Origin of the sequence: Nocardia sp. NPDC051929 (genome assembly GCF_044548645.1) — a bacterium.
In the GTDB taxonomy this organism is placed as follows: Bacteria; Actinomycetota; Actinomycetes; order Mycobacteriales; family Mycobacteriaceae; genus Nocardia; species Nocardia sichangensis.
In genome coordinates this window covers 1-25,861 of the sequence record NZ_JBIUCG010000011.1, presented here as the reverse complement: position 1 = coordinate 25,861, position 25,861 = coordinate 1, and the positions used below count along the sequence as shown (strand labels likewise).

The following is a 25,861-nucleotide window of genomic DNA, read 5'->3' as shown; positions in this document are numbered from 1 at the left end:
CCCTGCGGCACCACCCGCCGCAACCGCACCGGGCTCGACAACGCACTCGCCGCGGTCACCTCCTCCGCCGCGGTCAGTTACAAACGCCAGGTGGTGCTGACCACGGCGAAGTTCGACCGGTTCGCCCGCAACATGGCCGAAGCCAGCGAGATCCTGACCAGCCTTCGGAAGCAAGACATAGTGTTCGGGCTCGGCAACTCGATCTACGACTGGCACGACCCGTTCGGCAAGGTGTTTCTGCAAACCCTGGCCATGGTCGCCGAGTTCGAGGCGAACCTGAATCACCTGCGCACCCGCGAGGGCATGGCCAAAGCCCGCGCGAAAGGCCGGCTCAAGGGCAACAGCCGAAACTGCCTCTGGCAGCACGCAAAACAATCCACCGCCGCTACCACGACCCGGATGACGACGCGAGCCTGGCCGACCTCGCCGAGGAATGCAGCGTCGGCCGCTCCACCATCGCATCGCCAGCGGCCCCACACCACGGACGTAGTCCCACCCGGATCGCAACACGAAAACTGCTCTCTACCAGCCGATTACGGCATATCCGCCCGATTTTCGGCGAAAGCTACCGGAATCCCTTTTCGTACTCGAAGACGACACCCACGCCCTCGTCGAGTCTGTCCTCGAGGCACCGGGCCGCTACCCCTTCAGCGTCCGTATCGACTCCCTCGTACCCGCAACAGACGCGTAGCGCGCTGTTCGGCGCCACGCGTCTACATCGCGATGTCGCCGAACAAGTCGAGCTGCTCACTGCCGGTGAGCGCGAGACGGTTACGCGGGCGCGCCGCCGTGCCGCCGAGCAGGGCGCGGACCCGGTCGCGGTCGGGTGCTTGCTGCCCGAGGCGGGCGGCGACGACCGCGGGTGGGAGGCCTTCGCGCAGCATGCGTTGTTCGGCGGTGGCGTGCAGCGTGCCGGGGGAGGTGTCGAGGCCGGCGTCGGTGCCGACGGCGCGGATGACGTCGTCGACGGTGCGTACGGCCAGCCGCCGGTGCGGGGCGTGTTCGGTGAGGAACAGGGCGACCTGTTCGGGGTGGCCGCGTAGCTGGCGGCGGCGTTCGGCCAGCCAGGTGACCAGCGCGGCGCGGGTGCCCGGCTGCAAAGGGACGGGTGCGCACTTTGCCGGTGGAGTCGGTGATCGCGAGCGTGCCGGGCCAGTCGGCCAGATCCAGGCCGGTCAACGCTAGGGCGGCGATCTCGGACTTCCGCGGCCCGGCGTCCAAGCCGAGGACGATCATCGCGAACGCCCGCGGCCCGCGCGCCGCGGCGGCGCGCAGCAGGGCGCGCTGCTCGGTGGGGCCGAGGGTGCGGGGGTTGATCGGCTCCACCACCACCCGCGGTGTGGCCGGGGCGCTCAGGCCGAGCCAGGTGTAGAAGACGGTGAGCGCGGTGAGGGTGAGATTGACGGTGCGCCCGACGATCCCGCGTTCCTCGATGGCCGCGGTGAGGTATGCGTCGACGGCGCGGTTGCGGCCGCCGGGGGAGTGCAGGGCGTCGTCGTGGCCGCGGTCGGCCGCCAGCCAGCCCAGGTAGTGTCCGACGCGTTCGAGGTAGGTCTCCCGCGAGCGGGTGGCGAGGTCGTCGCGGTCGGACAGCGCGGCGGCGAACCCGGCCAGCATCGGGTCGGCGGCGATCTCGATGGAGAACAGCCCTGGCATGTCCTGGCCGTTGTCGTTCACCGCCGCCCTTCATGCCGAAACCCGTTGGGTACCAGCATCGCAGCGGGCACTGACAGGACCACGGCGGAGATCAGCGGCGGATTGGGCAACTGGGGTCGCCGCTAATCTCCCATCGCGCGGGCCGCGCGGGGAATATGCGCTGCCGTGGAGCCGATCCGCACCATGTCGCCGACCTGGGGTTCGCGCTTACCCTGGGACTCGCGCAAACCCCTCTGGTGTCACTTATAGGACTCGTGCATAACTGCTGTGTGGCGTGGTCTAGGCTGCTGTCCGCTCGACGGATCTTTTCCACCACCTACCGACACCGAAAGGCGCACATAGTGGTTCGTGGAAGACTTTTCGCTTCGATACTCGCGTTGACCGCCGCTGTACTGGTCAATGTGGCCGGGCCGGCCAGCGCAACGACCAGCATATGGATCGGGAGAGCGTTCCCAGACGCACACGGCGACTACAGCTGGTGGGTCGTCGCCGAGATCACCTACGTCTGCGAACCCGGCCAGGCCAACGCCCTGTGGGTCAAGGTCGAGTCCGAACGGTTCAAAAGCCCGGAAGGCCGACCCGTCCGCATGAAAGACGAGGCCCTGGATCGGGTGACCTGTGACGGCGAATCTCGGCAGACGAAGGTCAGGGTGCCATTGGGCTACGACTACGGCGAGGGCCCGAATCGCGCAGATGCTCACGACGGCGACGGCATTGAACTCATGACGTATTACTACGATGACCGTGCGGTCGAGATCACCGCCGCGTTCGCCTACCTGCCGCCTGACGCCGAGGACATGAGCCAGGTCGAGATCCAGAAGGACACCACCGAGAACCGGACCCTGACTCTGACTCAGGAATAGTCCTCGGCCCGCCTCGGTCCGCACGGGACTGCGGCGCAGCGTGCGACCGTGGAACGCGAGAACCGGCCAGATATCCGCTGGCCGGTTCTCGTTGTGTTCGGGGACCTCAGGCGTTGAGCTACAGGAACGCGCACCGGATTCACGCCCATCCCCGCCAGGTCTCCGTCGTAGTGCTCGGCAAAGGCGGTCAGGTCTCCGCGATAGGCCCGGAGGGTGTCGGCAGGCCGGTTGGCGTTGGCCAGGTCGGTGAGGAAGTCCTCGATGTGCACCGCCATCGGCAGCACCGTCTCGTCGGTGCCGATCGCGTCGTCGATGTGGCGCACGGTCTCCCCTTTCCGAAGTTGCCCGATAACCAGGAATCGAACGGCGCGGCGCGGTCGGCGTTGCGCCAGCCGTTGGTGGGGTCGAAGTGTGCGTGTCGGCCTGACACGGACGCCTGTGTCTTCAGCAAGTTGAACACAACCTCCATACCACCGGGAGCAGGCTGGTTGTTCTTCTGAGAGAGGGTGCTCTCCAGGTCGCTCGACGGGGGATCGGTCCGCGCGGTCACCGGAGAGCCCGGCCGGAGCTGTGTAGCAGAAGTGACGAAACCGTGACGCGCCGATGGTCGAACACACTTTTGCGGCTGTCATGTGGACAGAATCACCTCATGGACGTGGATTTCGCGGGCGGAGCCCGCACGAGCAGCGTCGGCGAGGGGTGAGGCCGATGCGGATCATGCTGACCGGCGCTGCCGGATTCATCGGATCGCGGGTGCGCCGGACCTTGTCGGAGGCCGGTCACGAGGTGATCGCCGTCGATTTGATGTTGCCGTCGGCACATGGCCACGGTGCACTCGCCCCTGACGGTGTCCATCGGGTCGACGTCCGCGATCGCCGCGGCCTCGAGCCGTTGCTGCGGGGCATCGACGTGGTGTGTCACCAGGCCGCTGTCGTTGGGGCGGGAGTGAGCGTCGCGGACGCGCCCGCCTACGCCGGGCACAACGACTTGGGCACCGCGGTTCTGCTGGCCGGTATGGCGGAAGCCGGTTGCCGCAGGCTGGTGCTGGCGTCGTCGATGGTGGTCTACGGCGAGGGCCGCTACCGCAACGCGCGCGGAGAGGTTGTGGAAGCAGGGCTGCGTACTCCGGCGGATCTCGAACGCGGACGGTTCGAACATCGCTGCGCGGAGACAGGGTCAGCGTTGGACTGGGAACCGGTGCCGGAGGACGCTCCACTTCGGCCACGCAGCCTGTATGCGGCCAGCAAGGTGGCGCAGGAGAACTATGCGGCGGCGTGGAGCGCCGCCACCGGCGGCATGGCCACGGCGCTGCGCTATCACAATGTGTATGGCGACGATATGCCCAGGGACACGCCATATTCCGGTGTCGCGGCCATATTCCGGTCGGCCCTGGAAGCGGGGCATCGGCCGCGCGTGTTCGAAGATGGCGGGCAGACAAGGGATTTCGTGCACGTCACCGATATCGCGGCCGCGAATCTCGCCGCGGTCGAGCAACCGCTGCCCGGATTCTCGGCATTGAATATCTGCTCGGGACAGCCCATCACGATCGGTGAGGTCGCCGCGGTACTGGCGAGCGCCCGCGATGGCTTGCCTCCGGTCGTCACCGGCGACTTCAGGCCCGGCGACGTCCGCCATATCGTGGCCAGTCCCGAGGCAGCGCGGCGGGCGCTGGGGTTCTGTGCGCGAGTAGGGCCGCGGGAGGGGCTCGCGGAGTTCGCGTTCGCGCCGTTGCGTGCGACGACCGGGGCGCTCACGCCGACGATCTGACTCGGTGCCCTGGAGAGGGCAGCCGCACTTCGAACCGGCAACCCTGTTCGCGATTGCGCGCGGTGATGTCGCCACCGTGCGCTTCGACCAGGCCCGCGGCAATGGCCAGTCCCATGCCGCTGCCTACCGGTACGCCGTCGGCGGCTACTTGCGATCGGGTGGACGCGCCCCGGTAGGCGACCTCGAAAATGCGCGGCAGATCGTTCTCGGCGATGCCCGGGCCGGTGTCGTCGACTCGCGCCCAGGCATGCCCGTCGTCGGATCCGGCCGAGATCGCCACCTGACCGCCGGGCGGGGTGTGCGCGATCGCATTCGACACGAGATTGGCCAGCACACGACCCAGGGCCCGGTCGTCAGCGGTCACCGTGATCGCGGAGTCCGGGTGCTCGGCATGGAGCGCGACCGCGGCGCGCTCGGCGGTCACGCGGTGGGCGGCGAGTACCTCATCGATGAGTTCACGCAGGTCGAGCAGCTCCGGCTCCAGCCGCAACGCACCGGCGCTGATCTTCGACATCTCGAACAGATCGTCGACCATGCCGGCAAGCCGGTGCACCTCCCGGCCGATCTGAGCGGCGTAGCGCGATACGTCGGCGCTGTCGGCCACCACGCCATCCGCGAGCGCCTCGGTCATGGCGCGGATACCCGCGAGCGGGGTACGAAGATCGTGGCTCACCCATGCGACCAGCTCACGCCTGGCATGTTCGGCGGCTCGCTCCTGCTCACGGATCTGCTTCTCCCAGACGGTCTTGCGGGCCTGCTGCCGGCCGAGCAGCACCGCCGCGGGCACGGTGACCACGGAGACGACGAGGAGCACGAGCAGGGTGCGATGCAGTTCGGCGGTGAACATCAGACCACTGACCACGGTCATACCAGCCAGCGCCGAGAGAATCGGGACCAGAACCAGCACGACCATGCTGCTGGTCAGCGACCGCTTGCCCGCCGCGTGCAGCAGGATCGCGCCGAGCAGGACCACCGGCACCGAACCGGCCGCGGTGAACAGGATGATGTGCGCCGTCGACTCATCCATGCGAAGCCTCGCGCTCGTCACCGGCGCGTTTCCACGCGTAGCCGCGTCCCCATATGGTGTCGATCCGGTGCTGGTCGCCGAGCTTGGCACGCAGTCGTTTGACGTGCACGGTGACCGTGGACAGATCGCCGAAGTCCCAACCCCACACCCGTGCCAGCAGATCTTCGCGGCTGAACACCGTACCCGGATGCCGGAGCAGAAAGTCGAGCAGGTCGAACTCACGCGGGGTCAGGTCCACCGCCACACCGTCGACGGTCGCGAATCGCGCCGCGGGGCGCACCTCGATGCCGCCGTCGCGCAATATCGGTTGGCCAGAGGTCACCGGAAGCCGGGACCTGCGCAACACCGACGCCACCCGCAGCGCGAGTTCGCGTGGGCTGAACGGTTTGGTCACGTAGTCGTCGGCGCCCGCTTCCAGCCCGAGCACCCGATCCTCTTCTTCGCCGAGCGCGGTGAGCAGAATGATCGGCATGTCCGGATGCGCCCCGGAGCGAACGGACCGGCAGATGTCGATGCCGTCGGGGGCAGGCATCATCACGTCCAGCACCGCGAGCTCGACCTGCTCGGTGTCGTCGCGGCGGGCCAGCGCCGCCGTGGCGCTTGCCCCGTCGGCGGTCTCGATCACGGTGAGGCCGTCGCGTTCGAGGTAGCGGCGCACCACCTCCCGCACTACGGGGTCGTCGTCGGCGACAAGTATGCACATGGCAATCACCAATTCGTCAGGATCAGATGGACCAGCAGCAACGTGCCCACCGCTTGCACCGTAAGCCAGATCCGGACCGACGGCCCGGGCAGGAAAGCGGTGCCTGCGAGCAGCCACACGTCGAACGGCAGCCAGATCCGCTCGGTCTCGGCCTTGCTCAAACCGCTGGCGTCGGCGAGGAGGACAGCGCACAACCCGGCGACCACCAGCAGCGCAGCCGGGTCCCTCGAGCGCCACCGGGCCAGCACGCCCGGCATCGCCGCGACGGTGGCCAGACCGACAGCGCACACGGTGGCGGCGAGATTTCCCCACCACCAGTAGCCGAACGGCCGCTCGGCGGCGATTCCCTGATAGTAGCGCTGAACCACCGAGTGGTATCCGTCGAGCCACCAGAACCCGGCGGCGGTGAACGCCAGAGCCACCCCGAGCGCACCCCCGAGCGCGGGAAGAAGCGGCCGCACCGTCCGACCGGCGATGAGCACGGCCGCAGCCGGAAAAGCCATGAGCACCAGCCCGTAACTGAGATACGCGCCGAGGCCGAACAACACTCCCGCCCCGACAGCAGCCGCCACGCGGCCGGAACGGGCCGCGACAGCGAGCAATGCGACAGCCCATGCGGTCGCAGCGGCGAAAACCGCGTCGGCCGATACCGCGATCCACAACGCCGCGGGCGCGAGCACGAGGAACGGCAACGTTGCCCGCGCGCGTGCCCGAGCACCGAGCGCGTCCAGCGCGACAGCCACGGCGATCACCGCACTGCACCCGATCAGCAGACAGGCCCATGCCGCCGATGTCCCGCCACCGAGTCCGGCCCGCTCCAAGAGCACGAAGAACAACAGCGCCCCTGGAGGATGGCCAGAGACGTGCGTGGTCCACGAGTCAGGCTGGAAGTCCAGAATTCGTCCCGAGAACCCGCGAAGCATCGCGGCCAAGTCGGTGACCCCGGGAACCTCGTACAGGTACTCGTTGCGATCCATCAGACGCTCGGTGAAACCCCGCTGCCATCCGTCGATCAGCGCCAGCGACAGCGCCCAGCACACCGACGCAGCGTAGGACGCACCCAGCAGCCGCCGCCACGACAACCGGGCCGCGACCGCAGGACCGGACGTGACGATCGCTCCGGCTAGCAAGATCGCCGGGACGGTGCCCCATCCAACGTGTGGCAGCCATACGCCGAAGATCGGGGCCGTCCCCGCGTAGAGCGAGCGGCGCCATTGTTCGCTGAAAATTCGCGGAATGATGAACGCTGCGGCAACCAGCGCGCAGGCGGCGCCGCCGGCGAGTACATCGCCGCGCAGGCGGACCGCATGGCCCCGTGCGGCTTCGGTGAGATCGTGCACAGAGGTCACCATAGGCTCGCGCGATTCCCGGATCAGCGGAGAAGGGAAGCGATTCGCATAACGTCAGAGTTTCGTCACGAGTTTCGAGGCCCTCCGACGCGTCCTTGCGCCTAGCGTCGGCACGGTGACCCAATCCATGGACGAGCGAGACGGAGTGACCGTCGTCATCCCGTGCCGCGACGAAGCTGAAGCGTTGCCCGGCGTTCTGGCGGCCATTCCCGGCAGCTACCGAACGTTGGTTGTCGACAACGGATCCACCGACGCCACCGCGGCCGTCGCCCGCGCGGCGGGAGCCCGGGTGATCGCCGAACCACAGCCCGGATACGGCGCCGCGGTTCAAGCGGGTATTGCCGCGGCGCAGACCGAGTTGATCGCGGTCCTCGACGGAGACGGCTCGATGGACCCCGCCGAATTGCCGATGCTCGTAAGGGCGGTGCTGGCAGGCGCGGACCTCGCGGTCGGCCGACGCAAACCCGTCCACCCTGGCGTCTGGCCCTGGCACGCACACCTCGGCAACCGGATAATCGCCGGTCGATTGCGCCACAAATATCGTGTGCCGGTCCACGACATCGCCGCGATGCGAGTCGCACGACGCTCTGCGCTGCTCGCGCTGGGCCCGCTGCACACCCGCTTCGGCTACCCGCTGGAACTACTCATCGGTGCGGCGCGAGCCAATTGGCGAATAGTGGAAAAGGACATCACCTACCGGCCACGAGCCGGTGGCGCGTCGAAAGTATCCGGCTCTTTGCGCGGCTCGGTGCGTGCCACGGCCGACTTTTGGGCGGTCCTGAAATGAGACGGCCGACAACCGTAGCGGCGACGCTGCTGGTACTGGCGAAGGCGCCGGTCGCCGGATTCGCCAAAACACGTCTCACACCGCCGCTCACATCGCACGAGGCCGCTGACCTCGCCGCAGCGTCGTTGCTCGACACGCTCGACGCCGTGCTGCGCAGCAACGTCGCACACCGTGTTGTCGCCCTGACCGGCGACCTGACCGCAGCGGAGCGCCAGGGCGAACTACGGCAACTGCTGACCCGGGTCCAGGTCCTGCCACAGCGCGGCCGCACCTTCGGAGAGCGACTGGCCAACGCGCACGCCGACGCGGCCCGGGCCGCACTGCCAGTGCTGCAGATCGGCATGGACACACCGCAGATCGGCGCCGATCAACTGACCTGCGCCGCAGGCGAACTCGTCGACACCGAAGACGCCGTCCTCGGCCCAGCCACCGACGGCGGCTGGTGGGCCCTCGGTTTGCCCACACCGCAGCCCGCGCGCGCCCTGATCACCGTGCCGATGTCGACCCCGCGCACCGGCCTGCTGACTCGAAAGGCCGTGCGAGAATGCGGACTTCATGTGCGCACGCTGCCCACCCATTCCGACGTCGACCTGTTCGAAGACGCCCTGCGCGTCGCCGCGTCCACTTCAGGACAGTTCGCCGAGACGGTGCACCGCCTACGCGGCCGACACTTGGCGATCCGATGAGCGGAGTGTTCGACCGGGCACTTACCGGCGCCGAATGCTGGATCCGTGCCGGGGACGGAACCCGACGCGCGTTGCCGACCCGACGGTGGCTGAACTCCTCCGACTCTGCCGACCGTCGTGCCGACACCGCCCTGACCCGAGAGTGCGACGGGCCGACGATCGACCTCGGCTGCGGACCAGGGCGACTGGTCGCCACGCTGCTGCGGCGCGGCGTCATCGCCCTCGGCGTGGACATCTCCGCCACGGCCGTGGCGATCACGCGAGGTCGCGGCGCGCCCGCTCTGCAGCGCGATATGTTCGGACCGCTGCCCGGCGCCGGACGATGGTCTTACGCGCTGCTGGCGGACGGCAACATCGGCATCGGCGCCGATCCTGATCGTTTGCTGCGCCGAGTCGGTGAACTGCTCGCGAGCGATGGGGTCGCCGTGATCGAATTCGACCGTCCCGGTAGCGGTATGGTCACCCAGCGTATACGCGTGGAGACCGCGACCTCGGCGGGGCCGTGGTTCTCGTGGACCCGGGTCGGCGTCGAGTACGCCGAACCTCTGGCCGGGGCCGCGGGCTTCCGGGTGCGCACGACAGTCGAGGTGGCTGGGCGACACATTGCTTGGCTAGACCGCGACAGGACCACCGCAGCGGCGGCGCTCGCATGACCGCACGCGACTCCGCCGAGCAGCGACCGCACGAATCTACTAGCGGCAGTGAGCGTTTCAGCCCCGGACCACGCGGGCCGGAACTCGCCGGCCGGGTCGGTATCCCACTCGGCATCACGATCCTGATCTGCTTCACGACCGGTCTGGTCAGCCACTGGATCCAGCATCCACCGATCTGGTTCTGGTGGCCCACGCGACCCGTGTGGCTGTACCGGCTCAGCCAGGGCGCGCACGTCATCGCCGGAGTCGCCGCCATTCCGCTGCTGCTGGTGAAGCTCTGGGCGGTCTATCCGAGGCTGTTCCGACGACCGAACCTGCGATCGCCCCTGTGGATCGCCGAACGTGGATCGATCGGCTTGCTGGTGGGATCAGTCGTATTCCAACTGTCGACAGGGCTTGCGAACATCGCGCAGTACTATCCGTGGAGATTCTTCTTCCCCACAGCGCACTATGCGATGGCACACGTCGCGATCGGGGCCCTCGCGGTGCATCTGGCGGTGAAGCTGCCTGTGGTGCGCGATGTGTTGAGCCGTCCGCTCGATTCGGCGGCCGATGCGGCATCCGACGTGAGTTCAGCACAGTCGTCAGCGCCCGCATCACTATCGACCAATGACTTCTCCGCGGCGAAAGCACGTGACAATCCGATCGCAGTCGGTCCCGCGACCGACGTCTCCCGAATTTCCCGCCGTGCGGTCCTGAACGCGGCATGGGTTTCCGCGACAGTCGGCGCGCTGGCGATATCGGGCCAGACTGTCCCATTCCTGCGCTGGACCGCGATCCTCGCGCCCCGTAGCGGAGAAGGACCGCAAGGTGTTCCCGTCAACAGATCAGCGGCTGCGGCCGCGGTCGCCGATCTCGCACGCGATCCGGGCTACCGGCTGGTCATCACAGCAGGTAACCGGGTACACCAGTTCACTCGAGAGGAATTGGCCGCCTTACCGCAAACCAGCGCCCGACTGCCGATCGCGTGCGTCGAAGGGTGGTCGGCATCCGCCTCTTGGTCCGGTGTCCGGCTGCGCGAGCTACTCGCCGCGGTCGGTTACAGCGGGGGAGACGTGCGCTTCGATTCCCTCGAAGCCGGTGGAATCTATCGAAGCTCGGTCCTGCCCGCGCATCATGTCATCGACCCGGACACGCTCATCGCGCTGACGCTGAACGGGCAAACGCTCGACCTCGACCACGGCTACCCGTGCCGTCTCATCGCGCCGAACCGACCGGGCGTGCTGCAGACGAAATGGCTTTCCCGAATAGAGGTGCTGTCGTGATCACCGCCGCACGGGCAGCCTTACTCGTAACAGGCATCGGGCTCGGCTGGTACGGCATCACCGCACTGCTGAGCTTCGCCCCCGCGGAGCTGCTGTCCGTCGTGGCGTGGTTCTGCGGCGGAATCCTGCTGCACGACGCCGTCTTCGCTCCACTGTCGGCGGCCATCGGACTCGGCGCGAGACGAATACTCCCCTCTGGCTGGTGGGCGACCGCAGCGTGCGGCGCCGTATGCACCGTCACGCTCACCGTGATCGCCGCGCCAGTTGTCGGCCGTCGACACGCGATGCCCGACAATCCGACCGTGCTGGATCGCGCCTACCTGCTCAACTTGACCGCCGCCCTGGTCGTCGTATGGTCGCTCGTCGTCGTCATCCTGCTCTTGCGCCGATGCCTTCGATGACCTCGATCCGGATCGAAGTTCGACGATGTGTCCTCCGCTGTCGCGTTGTGGGCGCTCGATCGAGGCCGGTCAGTGCGCCTGGAAATGGATCTGGAACAGTTCGCGAAGCTGGTCGTAGGTGCGGTTGAGGGGTGTGATGCTGCGGTCTGCGATCGACATCATGACTGCGCCTTCGATAGCTGCGATTGTTGTCGTCGCGAGGCTGTGTGCCGTATGGGCGGCTACGCCTCGGGCGATGGCCTGCTCGGCCAGATGGTCTTCCCAGCGCCGGAATGCTTGGCTGGCCAGTTCTCGGGCCCCAGGCGCTCCACCGTATGCCCCCGCGGCGATCGGGCATCCGGACTGGTAGTCGCTGGTTACCAGTACCCATTTCCAGTACTCGACGAAAGCCCGCAGCATTTCCAGTGGAGTGAGCGTCTCGGCCATCTGCTGGATCATCTGCTCGATCCAGGCCCCTGCGGTCCGGACGGATTCCTCGATCAGCTCGGTCTTTCCGCCAGGAAAGTGTGTGTAGATCGACTGCCGGGCGGTGCCGCTCTGTTCGAGTAGGTCGGCCACTCCCGTGCCGGCCACCCCCGACGTCGGATCAGCTCGATCGCGCTCTCGATCAAACGCCTTCGCGCGTTCACGGCCATGCGCCCTCCTCGCCTGCGGCACAGATCAACCAGCCTAGCGATGGCCACACTAGACCAGTTCGTCTTCTCTGACCCGAGCCCCTGTGCAGGACAGCCTGGATATTGCGTTGCTCTGCGCCTTGTAATAGACCAGCTGTTCTACTAACGTGACTAAGTGTTACCGACCGTAACGGGCAAATTTGCAAGAAGTGGTCGATGGCGCCCGCGTATCGAAAGCCTGGCTCGGTCCCGAGCTGCGCCGCCAGCGCCGCTGTGGCTGCCGACCCTGGTGGCCCGGCCGCCGCGGACAGTCGGGCCGTTCACCGCGCCTTCCGAGGCGGCGCCCTGTTTCGATCACGAGGAGCCGATTCGCTATGCCCCACTCATCTGTTGCAGCACCACCCGCACCGACAGTGGACACCGCAGACCTGGGAGCACGGGGCCGGTGGGCTGCCCTCGTCGTCATCTGTGTCGCGGAACTGCTCGTGGTGCTCGACAACACCGTTGTCAACGTCGCGTTGCCCTCACTGGGAGTGCAGTTGCGCGCAGGCTTCAGCGGGTTGCAGTGGGTGGTCGACGCCTACACGCTCACCTTCGCGGGGCTGCTGCTGGCGTTCGGTCACCTCGGAGACCGCTATGGCCGCCGCAAGGTCATGGTTCTCGGGTTGGCAGGCATCGCGGTGATGTCCCTGGCCGGCGCCTCGGCCACCGATCTGGGGCAAGTGATCGCCGCCCGCGCCGCGATGGGAGTGTTCGCCGCCGCGGTGTTCCCAGCCACCCTGGCGATGATCATCAACGTCTTCACCGACACCAGGGAACGGGCCATCGCCATCGCGGCGTGGACGGCGATGGCCGGGTTCGCCATCGCGATCGGCCCCACCGCCGGAGGCTGGCTCCTGGAGCACTTCTCGTGGCACTCGGTCTTCTGGGTCAACATTCCCGTGGCCCTCGTCCTCCTCGTGCTCGCCCGCATGCTGGTCCCTGAGTCGAAGGGCGCACACGTCGGCAGGCTCGACGTCGTCGGTATCGCCCTGTCGTTGATGAGCGTTACCGCCTTGGTGTGGACTGTCATCGAGGCCCCGCATCGAGGCTGGCTCGCCCCGATCAGCCTGATGGGCTTCGTCTTCGCGGTGGTCTGCTTCGCGGTGTTCATCCGACGGGAGACGCGCACCGCCTCGCCCGTGCTGAACATGAACCTGTTTCGGATACGCCGGTTCTCCCTGCCCGCGGCGGCGATCGCGGTCGCCTACTTCTGCATGTTCGGGTTCTTGTTCATGATCACTTCCTACTTCCAGGGAGTGATGGAGCTGTCGCCGCTGCAATTCGGTTTGCACTCACTGCCGTTCGCGGCCTCCATCGCCGTCGGCGCCCCGCTGGCCACGCTGACCGCGCAGAGAGTCGGCACCACTGCCGTCATCGTCTTCGGTCTGGTGGTGATGAGCGTCGGGATGTTCATCGCCGGGCAGGTGAAGGTGCAGACACCGTATGTCGGTCCGGTGCTTGTCTCGATGGTGCTGATGGGCTTGGGGCTGGCGATCGTGCAAGGCCCGGCAACGGAATCGATCATGTCCTCGGTGACCCTCGATGAGGCAGGAGCCGGGTCGGCGGTGAACGACACCACCCGCGAAGCGGGCGGGACGCTCGGGGTCGCGGTGCTGGGATCGATCATGGCCTCGGTGTACACATCCGAGATCGGCCCGCGGATCGATGCCGTCCCCGACTTCTTGATGACCCCGAACGAGAAGAGCTTCGCTCGCGAGAGCGTCATCGCGGTGATGGAAATGGTCAGGCGCCCGACCAGCCCCGCCTTCGCGCAACAGAAGGCCGATCTGATCTACGCGATGAAATCCGCATCGATGGAGGGGTTCCAGCTCGCATCCTATGTGACGGTCTCGGCGTCACTGCTCGTCGCGGCCGCCATCGCCGTCTTCCTGCCATGGAAACCCGCTGAAGATTCCGTTCTCCTCGCCTACAGGGAGAAGCCCAAGCCACTTCGGACGCGATCCAGGTAGTTTTGACCTCTGCTACCGCCGAAAGGGAATCGGTCTCGCCCGAACTGCTCAGGGTTCGGCCGCCGCTGAGGGGGCTTGGGGGAGTTCATGTCCAACTCGACCGCCCCCGTAGGGCAGGACGTGTTCACAGAACAGCGGGGACGGCCCGCGTCACTGATGTGGCGACAGCGGGCTCGGCGACCACCGAATCGCCAGCACTGCGGACGTCGCCGAGAGCGGAATTCTTCGAATTCGGCAGCCGATTCGGGCGTCGAGGCTAGGGCTGCGCTGGGTTGTCGTCGAATCGTCCGGTCGCCAGCGCGGTCTCCCTCAGTCGTTCGGGGAATCCGGGCCCGAGCCGAGCGCTGACATCGCTGTGCCGCAAGGGTTCCCGGCAGTGCGCGCACACCGTCTCGGCGTAGATGTCGTGCCCGCAGCTGTTGTGGTGCAGCGTGATCGGGGGGCCTTCGCTGGGTGCGCGCCAGCGATCGCCCCAGCGCATCATCGCGGTGATGACGGGGAAGAAGTCGCGGCCCTGCTCGGTGAGCCGGTATTCGTACCGCACCGGTCGTTGCTGGTAGGGCACTCGCTCCAGCAGCGACTCGTCCACCAGCCGGGTCAGCCGTTGACTGAGGACGTTGCGGCTCAAGCCCAGGGAGCGTTCGAATTCCTCGAAACGCGTCGCACCGTAGTAGGCCTCCCGCAGAACGAGGGGAGTCCACCAGTCTCCGATCAGATCCACGGTGCGGGCTACGGTGCACGGCCAGTTGGCGAAGGTGGTGCGCTTCATGCCTCGACCGTATCCAGGAATGTCGTGGTGTCGGTCGCCGTGTCGTTCGGCAATACCTCCAGCCTGGCCTCTACGTATTTGTGCCAAGGCGTACCGACCCATTCGTCGCGGGAGTCGAATCGGGTCAGCTCATTGGGCGCTACCCCGATACTGATCGTCTCGGTGTCGGCCTCTGCGACCTCGAGTCCGAAGCCGTTGGGCAGCGACAGGTGCCCCGATCGCATCCGGTCGGTGGGCTCGACCGCCACCTCCGCGCTGCCGCGAGGAGTCGTGACGCGGACCCGATCGCCGGCGACCAGCCCGAGTCGCTGCGCGTCGATGGCGCTGATGCGGAGCGCACCGGCACCGTCGCGCTTGCGCCAGCCGTAGTCGCGCATGATCGTGTTGGCGGTGAAAGCCCGGCGTTCCCCGGCGGACAACACGAATGGCCAGTCGTCGGAATCGGCGGACATATCCGGCAGGCCCGCCACCACTTCCAGCAGCTCCGGTATATCCAGCTGGACCTTTTTGCCGCGGAGGCGGTTCCAGGTCTCTTCGTAGCTGTCCTCGGTGGTGACGATGCCGTGTTCACCGGAGAGAATGGCCTCGAACAATCGCTCGCCTGCGGGCAAACCCGTCCCGTACCCCGCCTGTTCGACGCTCGCGGGGAACTTGCGGACGCAGTTGTGCGCGGCCACCCACAACAGCGCGGCGGCGGCCGCGTCGTTGGGCAGGGTCGGGCCCAGCGTACGGTAGAGCAGAACCGGAGCCAGTTTGGCTTTGGCCGGATCGGCCGACACGGTGAGCATCGCGAGCGCGTAGGCGTCTCTGCCCTGCGCCAAGGCGGCGCGCAGCGGTGCGTAATCCTGTTCGCCGAGGGCGCCCGCCGCCTCGACCAAGCGGGCGTGGATTTCCGGTTCCGGCAGCACGCCCTCAGGCGCCGGCAGCACCGGCCTGCGCAGGTGGAAGATGTTGCGGGGAAAGTCGAAGTTGAAGAACGTCGCTTCGTACTTCTCGAATTGGGTGGGAGCGGGCAGCACATAGTCGGCCAGCCGCGCGGTTTCGGTCATCGCCACGTCGATCACCACGACCAGTTCCAGCGCTGCGAGCGCCTCGCGCATCCGCGCCGAATCGGCCAGCGAATGCACCGGATTGCTGCTCTCGATGAACATCGCGCGGTAGCGTGCCGGGTGATCGGTGAGGATTTCCTCGCTGATCACGTTGCACGGCACCAAGCCGCTGATGATGGGTGCGCCCACCACCGGGCTCGTCGGCCACTGTCCGGCCGGATGTCCGCGGTCGTGACCGAGCGCGGTCAGCCCGGTGAACGCGTACTGCGTTCCAGGTTTGGCGAGGTTGCCGGTCAACAGCCACAGCAGCTTCTCGACGTAGCTCACCACCGTGGAATAGCGGTTCATCTGGACGCCGAGGTCCTCGAGGGCCGCCACCGACTCCGCGCGCGCCAGCCTCCGGGTGGCGGCGGTGACCAGCTCGAGGTCGACATCGGCTATGACGCAGTACTTCTCGATCGGCACCGCGCGCAGCACGGACAGAACCTCGTCGAGCCCCTCGGCGTGTTCGGCCAGCCAGCCGGTGTCGATCAGGTTGTCGCGCACCAGCATGGCGGCCATCGCCATCAGCAGGTACACGTCGGTGCCGGGCTGCAACTGCAGGTGGAATTCGGCCATCTCGGCGGTCTCGGTGCGCACCGGGTCCAGGACGATGATCGCCCGGTTCGGGTCGCGGGCGATCTCCTTGAGCACCGATCTCGCGCGTGGGAATCCGTGCGACTGGTAGGGGTTCTTGCCGATGAACAGCGCTACTTCGGCATGCTCGACATCGGAACGCAGCGGGTGACCGAACATCCGCGCCGACACCCAGAAGTCGCCGGTCTTCTCCTGGGCCAAGGCGCTGGAGCGATATCGCATGCCGTAGGCGGCCATGGTCGCCGGAGCGTACGCGCCGCCCAAGTGGTTGCCCTGACCGCCGCCACCGTAGTAGAAGATCGATTCGCCGCCGTAGCGGCGGCCGATCTCCCGCAGTCCGGTCGAGATCTCCGAGATCGCTGTGTCCCAATCGATTTCGTCGAAACCGCCGTCCGTGCGGCGGCGCAGCGGGGCGGTGAGCCGGCCCGCGCGCCCGTTCTGGTAGTGGTCGAGCCGCAGCGCCTTGTTGCACGTGTACCCCGCTGAAGCGGGATGCTGCTTGTCCCCGCGAATCTTCTCGAACGTCCGGCCATCAGGTCCGACAAGTACCTGAATGCCGCAGTTGCACTCGCACAGGATGCAGGCCGTAGGCCGCCACTCCGTCATCTCGCCATACTAAGGGAGTGAGTTCACTAGCGCTACTGACACCGGCGGAAACGGCGCTGGCAGTGGTGTTGCCCATTCGGCGCGGCCCCGGTTGTGAAGTCGATGCACTCGGCGGCGGTGTGGCGCAGCCAGACGCTGTGTCCGGATCTGCGAACCGAATCAGCCACTGCTCGTGCAGCGACGGGTCACTTTCGGTGCGTCCCGAGGCGCGCTCTTCGTTCGCCTAGTGGACCGGGTCGCCTTGACGGCCGAGGTGGGGGATCGAGGTATGCGATCGTGGCTATCTGCACGAACGATCGGATCAGGGGGTTGGTGTCACCTTCATTCCAGGCAACCACCACTCTGCTCGGTGCCATGTCGATCAGTGGGACCGTGCCCAGTCCCTGAGGTTCCCCCGCATTGTTGGAGGGCGGGGTAATCAAGTTCCAGCCGGAACCGGGTGATGGTAGCTTGCCTCGAATTCATCCGGTGATTGAGGTTCCCCCGCTTCCTTGGGTGCCGTCGGGTCGGAAGCGGATTCAGTTACTGGCACTGGTGGCGTTCCTCTGACCCGTGTAGCCAGTCGGCGGAGTATCGCTACCGAATTTCAGCCCTGCAAGGTGGCGATGGCCTTCTCGATGCGCCGTTGACGCGTGTCGGGCTTCTTCGCGCTCTCGATGGCGTGCACGTGCTCGCGCTTGCGGCTGTAGGCAAGGTCGTCGTACGCGGCGCGGGCGACGGGGTCGGCGTCCAGAGCTTCGGCGAAGTCCGGTGGTTCGACGACGACACGAGGCTGGGTGTCGAGTTCGACCTCGACCTCGATTTCCTCGCCGATCTCGACACCCGCGGCCTGCCGGTTGGCGTTGCTGAGGCCGAGCAGGTAGCGGCCGCGCATGAGGGCGACCCGGCTCTTCCAGGAATGCCCGTTGATCGTGATCGTCACCGGTGGCCGCGCGCCCTCGCCGAGCGCGGCTACCACTTCGGGCGGAACTTCCAGGCCACGCATGGGCTCGGGCGGTTCGACGTGGGTCCGAAACTTCATGAGCCTTCTCCTGTTGTTCTGCCGCTGGTCAACTTGTGGGCTCAGGCCGTGGCTTCCCACATGAACCCGTCCGGGTCGGTGAACGAACCAATGCCGCTGTCCATCACGATGCGGTGCGATCCGCTGCCTTCCGGCGACATCCCGGCGTCCTTGGCGGCGGCCTTGCGCGGATACATCGCCAGGGTCACCGGCGAACCCGGGTTGGCGAACTCGGCGTACTTGCCGCCGAAGCTCTTCGCGACCGTGAACCCGCGATCGACGTAGAACTGCTTGCTGGCCTTGACATCTGCCACGCCGAGCAGCAATACCAGGTTGTCGATCTCGCGAGTGAACGGCCCGACGTCCTTCTTGTTGGAGGTGTCGACCTTCCAGATCGTGCCTTCGGGTGCTTGCAGGACCGTGCCGTATCCCCACAGGCTCTTCTTGGCCGGTTTGACGATGGTGAACCCGGCTGTGAGGGCGGTGATGACGAGGCTGTCGACCGCGGAGGGCTGGGAGACGACCAGCGACAGCAGGAATCCGCGGAATCCGGTGCTGGGTGTCTGCGAGGCGCGGAACCCGATCCGGTCACCGAGCCCGAAGGCGGACTCGTAGATCGCGGTGGCGGCTCGGGGGTCGGCCACTTCGAGTTCGATGGTGATGTCGGTGCTGGTCTTCGTGGTGATCTCCATGTCCATAACGATAGGAACGGGCCACCCCGGTGCCATCCGTGCCGACCACGGAACCCGCTACGGAGAATCCAGTAGGTGGTTCGTTGGTGGACCGCGGCGGCCCGGTCCCCATGACCGAGCAGAAGACCTTCGGGGTGTGCGCATGGAAATGACGTCGCTCAGGTCAGTGTCGCGCGGACTCCGCCGCATGGTTGCCGCCGCCGACAGACAAACGCACATAGAGTGAGCCGTCATGCTTTACACATGGGTCGAGTCCGCTGGAGGCCCCCTGCTGATCGCCCCCGAATCAGAACTTGGTCACTGGCGCGGCGCATCCGGCATGGACGGACCCGTAGAAACATGGGGCGACTACGGCCGAGCCTGTTCGGTTGAGGGGTACATCGGCCTGGTCACAGTCGGCTCGCAGCAGGCATTGGTCCTTGGAGACGAACCCGCTCGCACGACATATCTCCCAGCCGAGCGGACGTTCCTGCGATGGGCAGCGGCAGACTCCGAAGAAGAACTTGTCGCCGCAGCGCGGCAAGCATTACAAGAACACATCATATGGGATCCAGGCGAAGACCTCGTCTGGGAAATACGAGAACCCGTCATGCTTTTCGACTCGGCCTGGCCGGGAACTGAGATCGAACTCGACAACCAGCTTCACATCGCCCTCGATCCAGGGCGTTACCGAGTCCGGGCAACCTACATCAAGAACCCGGGCAACTGGATGATCCTCGTTCAGCTCCAGCCAACCGTCGACAAGCACCTCAACGACACCACCGGAACGGAGGTTGCCTGAACCTTACTGACCCACAGTTCTTGACAAGATCTCACTGCGTGAAGTGACGGATCGTGCGGCCTGCGTAACGATCGCTCAGGTAACGCTTCCGCGTAATCGGATTGACTGCACCGGCCGTCGCCACCGACTTCGTGCGCGGCGAGTTCCGTGGCTTGGCGGCCTGCTTCAGCCACAACACCAGATCCTGGCCCTCCCTGGGCGTCGGCCGATCCCACGCCACCCCGATAACGCGCAGCTACCGCCACCATCGGAGCAGCGCATATGCATAGCTGCGCACTGAACCCGTGCTGCTGGACTGCGCGACGAACTCCCCGAGATAGCGGCGAATCGGTTCCACCCCAACACCTGCATCGTCGACCACTCGCCACGGGACGGAACCGTACACCTGCTCGACCCGACCCCACCGTGGCAGCGCCGACACGGTCTCAAGATCGCGAACAACTGCATCGAACACCTGATCTCCTTGCTCCTGAACAGGTGATGAGTTGTATCGAGTTGTATCGCGGATCTACGGATACTCGACGGTGTGCCGATCATTAGTCCGGTCAACACGACGCCAGTGCGGTCGCAGTTGCGCGTGAGAGCTTTCGGCGACCAGGGTGATCCATGGGATCGGCAATCCGCAGTGGGTAGGTCGCTGATACCCGGTGGGGTGTGGTCGACCGCAGTCACCGCACGGCAGATCGGGCAAGGCCAAAGTCTGCCGTGGCTCGCGGGCGAGGCTGAACAGATGAGACACCGCCGAACTTCTTGACACCAGTAGCGACCGGCCGCCGTCGCGGGCATTCGCTCGACTGTTCGAATCGCGAGCGTGGGGATCGCCGGTCAACTTCTGCATGACCGATTCCTCCAACAACGGCGCGAACTGATCCTTGTCCAACACCGGAGGACGCAACGCGTCCGCGAGCTTTCCCGCCTGAGTGTGTCTACCTCGCAGCGCGCTGCGCAAATCGCTTGTCGTGGACTACAGTGTATACGGGCCGCGGCGCTGGCCCGCGCCATGCCGGATATCGACGCCCACGCCGTTGCCGGTGTTCCACGGTCAGGGTCTGCTGATCGCGCCACTCTAAACCATCATTGTGCCCGTGACTTTCTAGCGCGGAGCGTGGGAAGCCGTGCCGGATCAGGAGGCAGGCATGACCCGTAATCATCGGCGGAAGAAAGAAACCCGCGCGTTCGCCGCAGCGACCGGCAAGACGTATTTGGACGCCGCCAATTCTCTGAACAAACTCAAGGCAGCGGAGGTTCCACTCGCGACGACGTTGCACGACAGCCTCGTCGCGGAGTTCCGAGCAGCTGGCTGGCCGGTGATCGCCGACCAGTTCCCGATGGGCGGCAGACTATGGATCTACGCGGGACCAGCCACGGTAAACATTGGGCGGGAGGTGAGTGCCGCCGTTCAACGGAATTTGACCGGTGACGAGCACCCCGACGATCCGAATGCATTTGATCTGGGATCGCCGCTGGAGATCATCGTGACCGCCCCGCGCATGTACAACTACTCTGACGAGCTGCAGCGTGTCGTCGGGTTCGAACCAAGGGAAGTCTCCACCAACCAGCCCTTCACCGAGATCGTCACCGAGATCAATAGCTTGATCAGCGAAGCCCGTCACCGCGACCAGAGTGACATCCCGGAACGCGCGACGTGTGACATCTGCGGGGACCGCTACCCCTCAGATGGATTATTCGAAGCGCGCGACATGCTGGATTCCCGGCTCGAGGTGTGTCCGTGCTGCATCTTCGATGCAGATATCGACCTCGATCCTGCGCTGCTCGCATATGACCTCGACTTCGCTGCCACGGAAAGTGTGGCGGCACCAGCTGGCTGGGCGGCGGCCCAGGTTCTGCTGGGCTGCCTTGGCGGGGCCGACCTGCTGGGATGGTTGAAGCAGCAGTGGAAAGAACGATCCCCCGGTTGGCGGGTACCCGAAGAGTGGTGGGCCGACTCGTTGCAAACATGGATATGGCTGCCGCCCGCAGCTCAGCGACCGATTGCGCTGGCCGACCTCGGTTGTGGTGCCTCATTGAACGCCATCATCGCCGCAGTCGGCCGAAGTTTCCCAGAACTGCAATCCACCTGCCGCGTCAGCTTCATGGAGTCGGTACGGGACGAACTCGTCTCCGATAGCTACGGAGACTTCGATGGCGATTCGGGACCTGCTGAATACCGCGAGATGTATCGGATGGCTGGAGTGGCGTTCGAGCGGCTGTGGCCTGCTGCGGTCGCCTTTACCGTAGCCATGGCAACCCAGGTCGCTGAGCGGCCACGGGATCACAGCCCTCGGGCTCGGCTGCAACGACCATTGTTCCAGGCAGAACACTGGGACAGGTCGATGTCATCCGGCCTGAACGTCTGTGATGTCGAAAGCGTCTTGGAACACTGCATACCCAAAGTTCGCGAAGCTCTCTACCCGGACAGACAGCCTCGACGGCCGTGAACCGCGCCGACGTTCCGAACCGCGGGTCTGTTGATGGTGTCTGACGATGACCTACGCGGCGACAATAAGGCTCGGTAGGTCATGAGGGATGTCCAACGCGACCAGAGCGGATAGTTCGGTGCTCGAAGCGAGGATCTCCTTGAGCCGCTGCCGGTCTTCGGAAGCGGCACAGGGAGTCGCTCATGATCCAGCTCACCACGCGACGTGCCGACGGTGGCTTGGGAACTGCGCGGGGAATGTGACCGGTGATGCGGAATGGGTGCAGGTAGTAGCTTCTGCTCGAACCCGGGTTCGACGTCGTCGGCGTCATACCAGGGCTCTGGCCCCGACAGGGGCTGTCCAGGGGGCCGGAACAGATCCCCGTAGAACCCGGCCGTGACCTCGGTCTCGGTGAGCCGCTTCGCCGGTCGGGCAGGTCGGCGCGGCGGTCATGCTCGCGGTGGCGACCGCGCTGCTGCGGCTGCGCAAGTGGCCGTTGATCGCGAAACTGCTCTCCTGGGCGGGGCTTTCGACGTTCGTCACGGAGCACCAGGCCGCTGCGGTGAGTTCGAGGCGGGCACGCTCGACGGCTTGACGGTCGCCTACGGGCTTCGCGAGGGTGTGCGCAGCCAGGCGGTTCACCCGCTGACATACATGGCGAATTGTGCTTTCAGGCTTGCTGGCCGTGAGGTGGACGCCGCTGCGGCGAGCGACCCATCCGTGCAGGTTGCCGACGATCATAGCCTCGGGCGGACGCCAACCGCCGGGGCAGCCGCTGTCGACACCAGACCAAAACAAGCATGCTCAAATCCACATAGACTCTGGAACGGCATTTTTCAGTGTCGTGTTTTCTGTGCGCGGACGACGTAACTAGGTTGTCCGTGACAGCCAGGGTAAGTCTTACACTGATCCATCAGGTTCGCGGCGGGAGGAATTCACGACATGCCGAGCTGCTCACCGGCGGTGAGCGCGAGGCGGTTACGCGGCCGCGGCGCGGCGCCGAGCAGTGCCCGGACCCGAGTCGGGGGCTTGCTGCCCGAGGCGGGCGGCGACGACCGTGGGCGGGAGGCCTTCGCGCAGCATGCGTTGTTCGGCGGTGGCACGCACCGTGCCCGGCGAGATGTCGAGGCCGGCGTCGGCGACGGTGCGCACGGCCAGGCGCCGGTGCGGGGCGTGTTCGGTGAGGAACAGCGCGACCTGTTCGGGTGGCCGCGTAGCAGGCGGCGGCGTTCGGCCAGCCAGGCGACCAGCGCGGCGCGGGTGCCTGGCTGCAGCGGGCTCAGTTTCCGAGACGCCCCAGCCTGCCGGTACTCGCCCGGGTGACCATTCTTCAGACCTTGTGCTCACGCTTCGATTCCTCACTCGCGACAGACCGGGCGGCGGCCGTTTCGTCGCGACAGCTTCCACAACCGCTATCCGAGCAGGAGCCACGCTTCCCAGCGCCCAACGTGCTTGCCAGTGTCATGACGCCAACCGTCCGGTCTCGAAGACGAAAGCTGCCCAACCTAAACTGATTCGGCACTCCGCCCGTTACAAGCCTCCAAGACGAGCGCTCAGGACGTCAAGATCAAAGAGCTACCCACTTTGTACACATTTCGGAGAAATACACCCACTGGGCACCCTTTCATCCTCACCAGCCGAAAAGGTACCCACCTGGGTGACTTGACCGAGATTCCCCATTTGTCCCGTGTGGCTCCGCCGTGAAGGGCGGGCCTCCTCCAATGCTGGTGGTTACCACACCTGACCAGCAGTTTCCTTTCGGAGGAGGCCCGCTTTTCCATGTTGACACGTGAGGAAGATGTGGAAATCAGTGCCCTACGCGCCCGAGGCTGGACGATCTCCCAGATCGCCCGCCACACCGGCCGCGATCGCAAGACAATTCGCGCGTATCTGGCCGGGCAACGAACCCCCGGCGTCCGCAAACGCCACCGGCCAGATCCGTTCGAGCCGTTCGTCGACTACGTCACCGCCCGCCTGACCGAGGACCCACACCTGTGGGCGCAAACCCTGATGGACGAGCTGGAGCCGCTAGGGTTCCCGTTGTCGTATCAGTCGCTGACCCGCAACATCCGCGCCCGCGGACTGCGGCCGGTCTGCGAGGCATGCCGGACCGCGACCGAACGCCCTAACGCCGTCATCCCGCACGCGCCTGGTGGTGAAACCCAGTGGGACTGGGTTGATCTGCCGGACCCACCAGCAGCCTGGGGGTGGGGCGCCAACGCCCACCTGCTCGTCGGGTCGTTGCCCATTCCGGCCGCTGGCGCGGCTACCTCGCCCCGTCGACCGATCAGCCGCATCTGATCGAGGGCTTGGACCGCGTCGCCCGAGCGCTGGGCGGAGTGACCGGGTCGTGGCGGTTCGACCGCATGTCGACGGTCTGCCACCCGGCCAGCGGGCAGGTCACCGCGTCGTTCGCCGCGGTCGTCAAGTATTACGCGGTGGTGCCGGCGATCTGCCCGCCCCGGCGGGGGAACCGCAAAGGCGTGGTCGAGAAAGCCAATCACACTGCCGCGCAACGCTGGTGGCGCACACTCGCCGACGAGGTGACTGTCGAACAAGCCCAAGACTCCCTCGACAGGTTCTGCTCACTGCGCGGCGATACCCGGCTGCGCCCCACCGCCGACGGTCGCGCGAGCGTCGCGACGGTCGCGGCGCGGGAACCGTTGCGGCCCATGCCCGCCGAGCCTTATCCGGCGATGGTCGCCGAACCCCGGGTCGCATCCAGGCAGGCGATGGTGTCCTGGCGCGGCAACCGCTACTCGGGTTCCACCCGAGCTGGCATCGGCGACAGTGATTGTCGCGCAACCGTTGCGCGGCAACCACATCGACATCGCCACCACCGCCGGGATCGTGATCGCCCGCCACGAACGCGCCGCCGACGGGATCGGCGCCACCGTCCGCGACCACGGTCATGTCGTCGCGCTGGACGCCGCCGCGATGGCGGCGGCGAACACCGGCCGCCCGCACCGCCGCAAGGAACGCATCCCACCCGGCGACGCCGCCCGAGCCGCCGCGGCCGCGCTGCGCGCAGCAGCCGACCCCAACCCGACCGTCGACACGGACGCCACCACCGCGACGGTCACCGATCTGGCCGCCTACGAGCGCGCCGCCACCGCCAGGAGCCGCAAATGACCAGCCCCACCCCGAAGAAAACTCCCCGCCGCGCCACCAAGGCGGTCGGCGCTGACGAGACCGCGACCCGCTACCAGCAACTGCGATCACATCTGGCCACGCTCAAGCTGCATGCCGCCGCCGAAGCGCTACCACAGGTGCTGGAAGACGCCACCATGCAAAACCTTTCGGCTACAGCGACACTGGAGAAGCTGTTGCGGATCGAGGTCGAGGACACCGAAGCGCGCCGCCTCACCGGCCGGCTGCGGTTCGCGAACTTGCCGACCCCGGCGTCGCTGGAGAACTTCGATGTCGATGCCGCATCAGGGATCGACCGGCCGCTGCTCGACGAGCTCGGCACCTGCCGCTACCTGGAAACCGCCACCAACGTCCTGCTCATCGGAACGCCCGGCACAGGCAAGACGCATCTGGCGACCGGGCTCGCGCGAGCGGCAGCGCACGCCGGTTACCGCACCTACTTCACCACCGCCGCCGATCTCGCGGCGCGTTGTCATCGGGCCGCGATCGAGGGTCGTTGGGCGACGACGATGCGTTTCTACGCTGGTCCGGCGCTGCTGGTGATCGATGAACTGGGCTATCTGCCGTTGCCGGCGGAGGCGGCGTCAGCACTGTTTCAGGTTGTATCGCAACGCTTGTTGAAGACCTCGATCGTGATCACCACCAACCGGGGTGTCGGGTCCTGGGGAGAGATCCTCGGCGACAACACCGTCGCCGCCGCGCTGCTGGACCGGCTGCTGCACCGGTCGATGGTCGTCAACCTCGACGGCGATTCTTACCGGCTGCGCGATCCCCAGGCGACTGCGGACAACCTCCGGCGGGCGACTACCGGGAACCGACAGCCCCTATGATTGGGACCGCCCACGGGTGAGGCATTTCGATGAGCCCGGTTGGGGAGATTCGGGGCTCTGTCCCACTTTCGATGATGGGTCCGGTTGCTACGAGGTGGCCAGGACACGGAGCCGGAGTAGGTCGAATCGTGCTCTGCCGTACATGGCT

At 66.4% G+C, this 25,861-nt stretch carries 25 protein-coding genes and 2 pseudogenes; 15 read left to right on the top strand and 12 right to left on the bottom strand.

Annotated features, from left to right (window positions below; translation table 11 throughout):
• Positions 1-66: 66 nt before the first annotated feature.
• A pseudogene (locus tag ACIHAX_RS15885) lies at positions 67-270 on the top strand (recombinase family protein); the annotation flags it as partial.
• A 443-nt stretch (positions 271-713) separates the two neighbouring features.
• On the opposite strand, the gene ACIHAX_RS15880 reads toward ACIHAX_RS15885, so the two are convergent.
• A complete protein-coding gene (locus ACIHAX_RS15880) occupies positions 714-1,100 on the bottom strand; it encodes a hypothetical protein (RefSeq protein WP_397278131.1) in 387 nt (128 codons plus the stop codon).
• A gap of 8 nt (positions 1,101-1,108) precedes the next feature.
• Between ACIHAX_RS15880 and ACIHAX_RS15875 the strand changes: the two genes are divergently transcribed.
• Together ACIHAX_RS15875 and ACIHAX_RS15870 are read left to right on the top strand one after the other, a co-directional pair.
• Complete coding sequence (locus ACIHAX_RS15875; RefSeq protein WP_397278129.1) at positions 1,109-1,372, top strand: hypothetical protein; 264 nt, start codon at positions 1,109-1,111, stop codon at positions 1,370-1,372.
• A 661-nt stretch (positions 1,373-2,033) separates the two neighbouring features.
• On the top strand, positions 2,034-2,519 hold the full coding sequence (locus ACIHAX_RS15870; RefSeq protein ID WP_397278127.1) for a hypothetical protein: 486 nt from the start codon (positions 2,034-2,036) through the stop codon (positions 2,517-2,519).
• Here ACIHAX_RS15870 and ACIHAX_RS15865 read toward each other — a convergent pair.
• Positions 2,510-2,842, bottom strand: coding sequence for a hypothetical protein (locus ACIHAX_RS15865; RefSeq protein ID WP_364425601.1), 333 nt, complete (start codon positions 2,840-2,842; stop codon positions 2,510-2,512). The genes ACIHAX_RS15870 and ACIHAX_RS15865 overlap by 10 nt on opposite strands.
• A gap of 385 nt (positions 2,843-3,227) precedes the next feature.
• On the opposite strand from ACIHAX_RS15865, the gene ACIHAX_RS15860 reads away from it, so the two are divergent.
• On the top strand, positions 3,228-4,286 hold the full coding sequence (locus ACIHAX_RS15860) for an NAD-dependent epimerase/dehydratase family protein (RefSeq protein WP_364425603.1): 1,059 nt from the start codon (positions 3,228-3,230) through the stop codon (positions 4,284-4,286).
• Here ACIHAX_RS15860 and ACIHAX_RS15855 read toward each other — a convergent pair.
• Genes ACIHAX_RS15855 through ACIHAX_RS15845 form a run of 3 tightly spaced genes read right to left on the bottom strand, consistent with a single transcriptional unit; the run spans position 4,270 to position 7,368 of the window.
• The gene (locus tag ACIHAX_RS15855; RefSeq protein WP_397278124.1) at positions 4,270-5,313 is read right to left on the bottom strand and encodes a sensor histidine kinase; all 1,044 of its coding nucleotides are present in this window, start codon (positions 5,311-5,313) and stop codon (positions 4,270-4,272) included. The genes ACIHAX_RS15860 and ACIHAX_RS15855 overlap by 17 nt on opposite strands.
• Complete coding sequence (locus ACIHAX_RS15850; protein ID WP_364425607.1) at positions 5,306-6,016, bottom strand: response regulator transcription factor; 711 nt, start codon at positions 6,014-6,016, stop codon at positions 5,306-5,308. The genes ACIHAX_RS15855 and ACIHAX_RS15850 overlap by 8 nt, the downstream gene beginning before the upstream one ends.
• A 5-nt stretch (positions 6,017-6,021) precedes the next feature.
• The gene (locus ACIHAX_RS15845; RefSeq protein ID WP_397278122.1) at positions 6,022-7,368 is read right to left on the bottom strand and encodes a hypothetical protein; all 1,347 of its coding nucleotides are present in this window, start codon (positions 7,366-7,368) and stop codon (positions 6,022-6,024) included.
• 124 nt (positions 7,369-7,492) lie between these two features.
• Between ACIHAX_RS15845 and ACIHAX_RS15840 the strand changes: the two genes are divergently transcribed.
• From ACIHAX_RS15840 to ACIHAX_RS15820, 5 genes are read left to right on the top strand one after another with little or no spacing between them, the layout of a single operon-like run.
• Positions 7,493-8,152 carry a glycosyltransferase gene (locus ACIHAX_RS15840; protein WP_364425718.1) on the top strand — a complete coding sequence of 220 codons (660 nt, stop codon included), beginning with the start codon at positions 7,493-7,495 and terminating at the stop codon, positions 8,150-8,152.
• Positions 8,149-8,838 carry a DUF2064 domain-containing protein gene (locus ACIHAX_RS15835; RefSeq protein WP_397278120.1) on the top strand — a complete coding sequence of 230 codons (690 nt, stop codon included), beginning with the start codon at positions 8,149-8,151 and terminating at the stop codon, positions 8,836-8,838. The genes ACIHAX_RS15840 and ACIHAX_RS15835 overlap by 4 nt, the downstream gene beginning before the upstream one ends.
• A complete protein-coding gene (locus ACIHAX_RS15830) occupies positions 8,835-9,491 on the top strand; it encodes a methyltransferase domain-containing protein (RefSeq protein ID WP_397278118.1) in 657 nt (218 codons plus the stop codon). The genes ACIHAX_RS15835 and ACIHAX_RS15830 overlap by 4 nt, the downstream gene beginning before the upstream one ends.
• Complete coding sequence (locus ACIHAX_RS15825) at positions 9,488-10,756, top strand: molybdopterin-dependent oxidoreductase (protein ID WP_397278116.1); 1,269 nt, start codon at positions 9,488-9,490, stop codon at positions 10,754-10,756. Before ACIHAX_RS15830 ends, ACIHAX_RS15825 begins: the two co-directional genes overlap by 4 nt.
• Complete coding sequence (locus tag ACIHAX_RS15820) at positions 10,753-11,157, top strand: hypothetical protein (protein WP_397278114.1); 405 nt, start codon at positions 10,753-10,755, stop codon at positions 11,155-11,157. Before ACIHAX_RS15825 ends, ACIHAX_RS15820 begins: the two co-directional genes overlap by 4 nt.
• Before the next feature lie 69 nt (positions 11,158-11,226).
• Here the strand turns inward: ACIHAX_RS15820 and ACIHAX_RS15815 are convergent, their stop codons facing one another.
• The gene (locus ACIHAX_RS15815; protein WP_397278112.1) at positions 11,227-11,814 is read right to left on the bottom strand and encodes a TetR/AcrR family transcriptional regulator; all 588 of its coding nucleotides are present in this window, start codon (positions 11,812-11,814) and stop codon (positions 11,227-11,229) included.
• Between the two features lie 331 nt (positions 11,815-12,145).
• Between ACIHAX_RS15815 and ACIHAX_RS15810 the strand changes: the two genes are divergently transcribed.
• Complete coding sequence (locus tag ACIHAX_RS15810; protein ID WP_397278110.1) at positions 12,146-13,783, top strand: MFS transporter; 1,638 nt, start codon at positions 12,146-12,148, stop codon at positions 13,781-13,783.
• A gap of 256 nt (positions 13,784-14,039) precedes the next feature.
• Here ACIHAX_RS15810 and ACIHAX_RS15805 read toward each other — a convergent pair whose 3' ends face one another.
• From ACIHAX_RS15805 to ACIHAX_RS15790, 4 genes are all read right to left on the bottom strand, one after another.
• On the bottom strand, positions 14,040-14,552 hold the full coding sequence (locus tag ACIHAX_RS15805; protein WP_397278108.1) for a winged helix-turn-helix transcriptional regulator: 513 nt from the start codon (positions 14,550-14,552) through the stop codon (positions 14,040-14,042).
• Positions 14,549-16,843 carry a molybdopterin-dependent oxidoreductase gene (locus ACIHAX_RS15800; RefSeq protein WP_397278106.1) on the bottom strand — a complete coding sequence of 765 codons (2,295 nt, stop codon included), beginning with the start codon at positions 16,841-16,843 and terminating at the stop codon, positions 14,549-14,551. Before ACIHAX_RS15800 ends, ACIHAX_RS15805 begins: the two co-directional genes overlap by 4 nt.
• A 586-nt stretch (positions 16,844-17,429) precedes the next feature.
• Entirely contained in the window at positions 17,430-17,864 is a 435-nt protein-coding gene (locus tag ACIHAX_RS15795) for a YdeI/OmpD-associated family protein (RefSeq protein WP_397278104.1), read from the bottom strand.
• 41 nt (positions 17,865-17,905) lie between these two features.
• Positions 17,906-18,535, bottom strand: a complete 630-nt coding sequence (locus ACIHAX_RS15790; protein WP_397278102.1) for a glyoxalase — start codon at positions 18,533-18,535, stop codon at positions 17,906-17,908.
• A 232-nt stretch (positions 18,536-18,767) separates the two neighbouring features.
• Here ACIHAX_RS15790 and ACIHAX_RS15785 point away from each other — a divergent pair, with 232 nt between their 5' ends.
• Complete coding sequence (locus ACIHAX_RS15785; RefSeq protein ID WP_397278100.1) at positions 18,768-19,316, top strand: Imm21 family immunity protein; 549 nt, start codon at positions 18,768-18,770, stop codon at positions 19,314-19,316.
• Between the two features lie 235 nt (positions 19,317-19,551).
• On the opposite strand, the gene ACIHAX_RS15780 is transcribed toward ACIHAX_RS15785, so the two are convergent.
• Positions 19,552-19,770: a hypothetical protein gene (locus ACIHAX_RS15780; protein WP_397278098.1), complete on the bottom strand. Its 219-nt coding sequence runs from the start codon at positions 19,768-19,770 to the stop codon at positions 19,552-19,554.
• A gap of 682 nt (positions 19,771-20,452) precedes the next feature.
• Here ACIHAX_RS15780 and ACIHAX_RS15775 point away from each other — a divergent pair.
• Positions 20,453-21,754, top strand: coding sequence for a hypothetical protein (locus ACIHAX_RS15775; RefSeq protein ID WP_397278096.1), 1,302 nt, complete (start codon positions 20,453-20,455; stop codon positions 21,752-21,754).
• Between the two features lie 430 nt (positions 21,755-22,184).
• Positions 22,185-22,328 carry a hypothetical protein gene (locus tag ACIHAX_RS15770; RefSeq protein ID WP_397278094.1) on the top strand — a complete coding sequence of 48 codons (144 nt, stop codon included), beginning with the start codon at positions 22,185-22,187 and terminating at the stop codon, positions 22,326-22,328.
• Positions 22,329-22,711: 383 nt separating this feature from the next.
• Here ACIHAX_RS15770 and ACIHAX_RS15765 read toward each other — a convergent pair whose 3' ends face one another.
• On the bottom strand, positions 22,712-23,080 hold the full coding sequence (locus ACIHAX_RS15765) for a hypothetical protein (protein WP_397278092.1): 369 nt from the start codon (positions 23,078-23,080) through the stop codon (positions 22,712-22,714).
• Positions 23,081-23,512: 432 nt separating this feature from the next.
• Here ACIHAX_RS15765 and ACIHAX_RS15760 point away from each other — a divergent pair.
• Both ACIHAX_RS15760 and istB read left to right on the top strand, forming a co-directional pair.
• Positions 23,513-24,865: pseudogene (locus ACIHAX_RS15760) on the top strand (Mu transposase domain-containing protein).
• Positions 24,862-25,713, top strand: coding sequence for an IS21-like element helper ATPase IstB (gene istB / locus ACIHAX_RS15755; protein ID WP_397278090.1), 852 nt, complete (start codon positions 24,862-24,864; stop codon positions 25,711-25,713). The pseudogene ACIHAX_RS15760 and the gene istB overlap by 4 nt, the downstream one beginning before the upstream one ends.
• Positions 25,714-25,861 lie beyond the last annotated feature (148 nt).

Bases quoted from the DNA above. Each gene is read 5' to 3' on its own strand.
- ACIHAX_RS15770 (WP_397278094.1), top strand. From the start codon at position 22,185: ATGCTCGCGGTGGCGACCGCGCTGCTGCGGCTGCGCAAGTGGCCGTTG.
- ACIHAX_RS15805 (WP_397278108.1), bottom strand. From the start codon at position 14,552: ATGAAGCGCACCACCTTCGCCAACTGGCCGTGCACCGTAGCCCGCACC.
- ACIHAX_RS15850 (WP_364425607.1), bottom strand. From the start codon at position 6,016: ATGTGCATACTTGTCGCCGACGACGACCCCGTAGTGCGGGAGGTGGTG.
- ACIHAX_RS15775 (WP_397278096.1), top strand. From the start codon at position 20,453: ATGACCCGTAATCATCGGCGGAAGAAAGAAACCCGCGCGTTCGCCGCA.
- ACIHAX_RS15800 (WP_397278106.1), bottom strand. From the start codon at position 16,843: ATGACGGAGTGGCGGCCTACGGCCTGCATCCTGTGCGAGTGCAACTGC.
- ACIHAX_RS15845 (WP_397278122.1), bottom strand. From the start codon at position 7,368: ATGGTGACCTCTGTGCACGATCTCACCGAAGCCGCACGGGGCCATGCG.
- ACIHAX_RS15825 (WP_397278116.1), top strand. From the start codon at position 9,488: ATGACCGCACGCGACTCCGCCGAGCAGCGACCGCACGAATCTACTAGC.
- istB (WP_397278090.1), top strand. From the start codon at position 24,862: ATGACCAGCCCCACCCCGAAGAAAACTCCCCGCCGCGCCACCAAGGCG.
- ACIHAX_RS15790 (WP_397278102.1), bottom strand. From the start codon at position 18,535: ATGGAGATCACCACGAAGACCAGCACCGACATCACCATCGAACTCGAA.
- ACIHAX_RS15795 (WP_397278104.1), bottom strand. From the start codon at position 17,864: ATGAAGTTTCGGACCCACGTCGAACCGCCCGAGCCCATGCGTGGCCTG.
- ACIHAX_RS15830 (WP_397278118.1), top strand. From the start codon at position 8,835: ATGAGCGGAGTGTTCGACCGGGCACTTACCGGCGCCGAATGCTGGATC.
- ACIHAX_RS15835 (WP_397278120.1), top strand. From the start codon at position 8,149: ATGAGACGGCCGACAACCGTAGCGGCGACGCTGCTGGTACTGGCGAAG.
- ACIHAX_RS15855 (WP_397278124.1), bottom strand. From the start codon at position 5,313: ATGGATGAGTCGACGGCGCACATCATCCTGTTCACCGCGGCCGGTTCG.
- ACIHAX_RS15810 (WP_397278110.1), top strand. From the start codon at position 12,146: ATGCCCCACTCATCTGTTGCAGCACCACCCGCACCGACAGTGGACACC.
- ACIHAX_RS15840 (WP_364425718.1), top strand. From the start codon at position 7,493: ATGGACGAGCGAGACGGAGTGACCGTCGTCATCCCGTGCCGCGACGAA.
- ACIHAX_RS15860 (WP_364425603.1), top strand. From the start codon at position 3,228: ATGCGGATCATGCTGACCGGCGCTGCCGGATTCATCGGATCGCGGGTG.
- ACIHAX_RS15785 (WP_397278100.1), top strand. From the start codon at position 18,768: ATGCTTTACACATGGGTCGAGTCCGCTGGAGGCCCCCTGCTGATCGCC.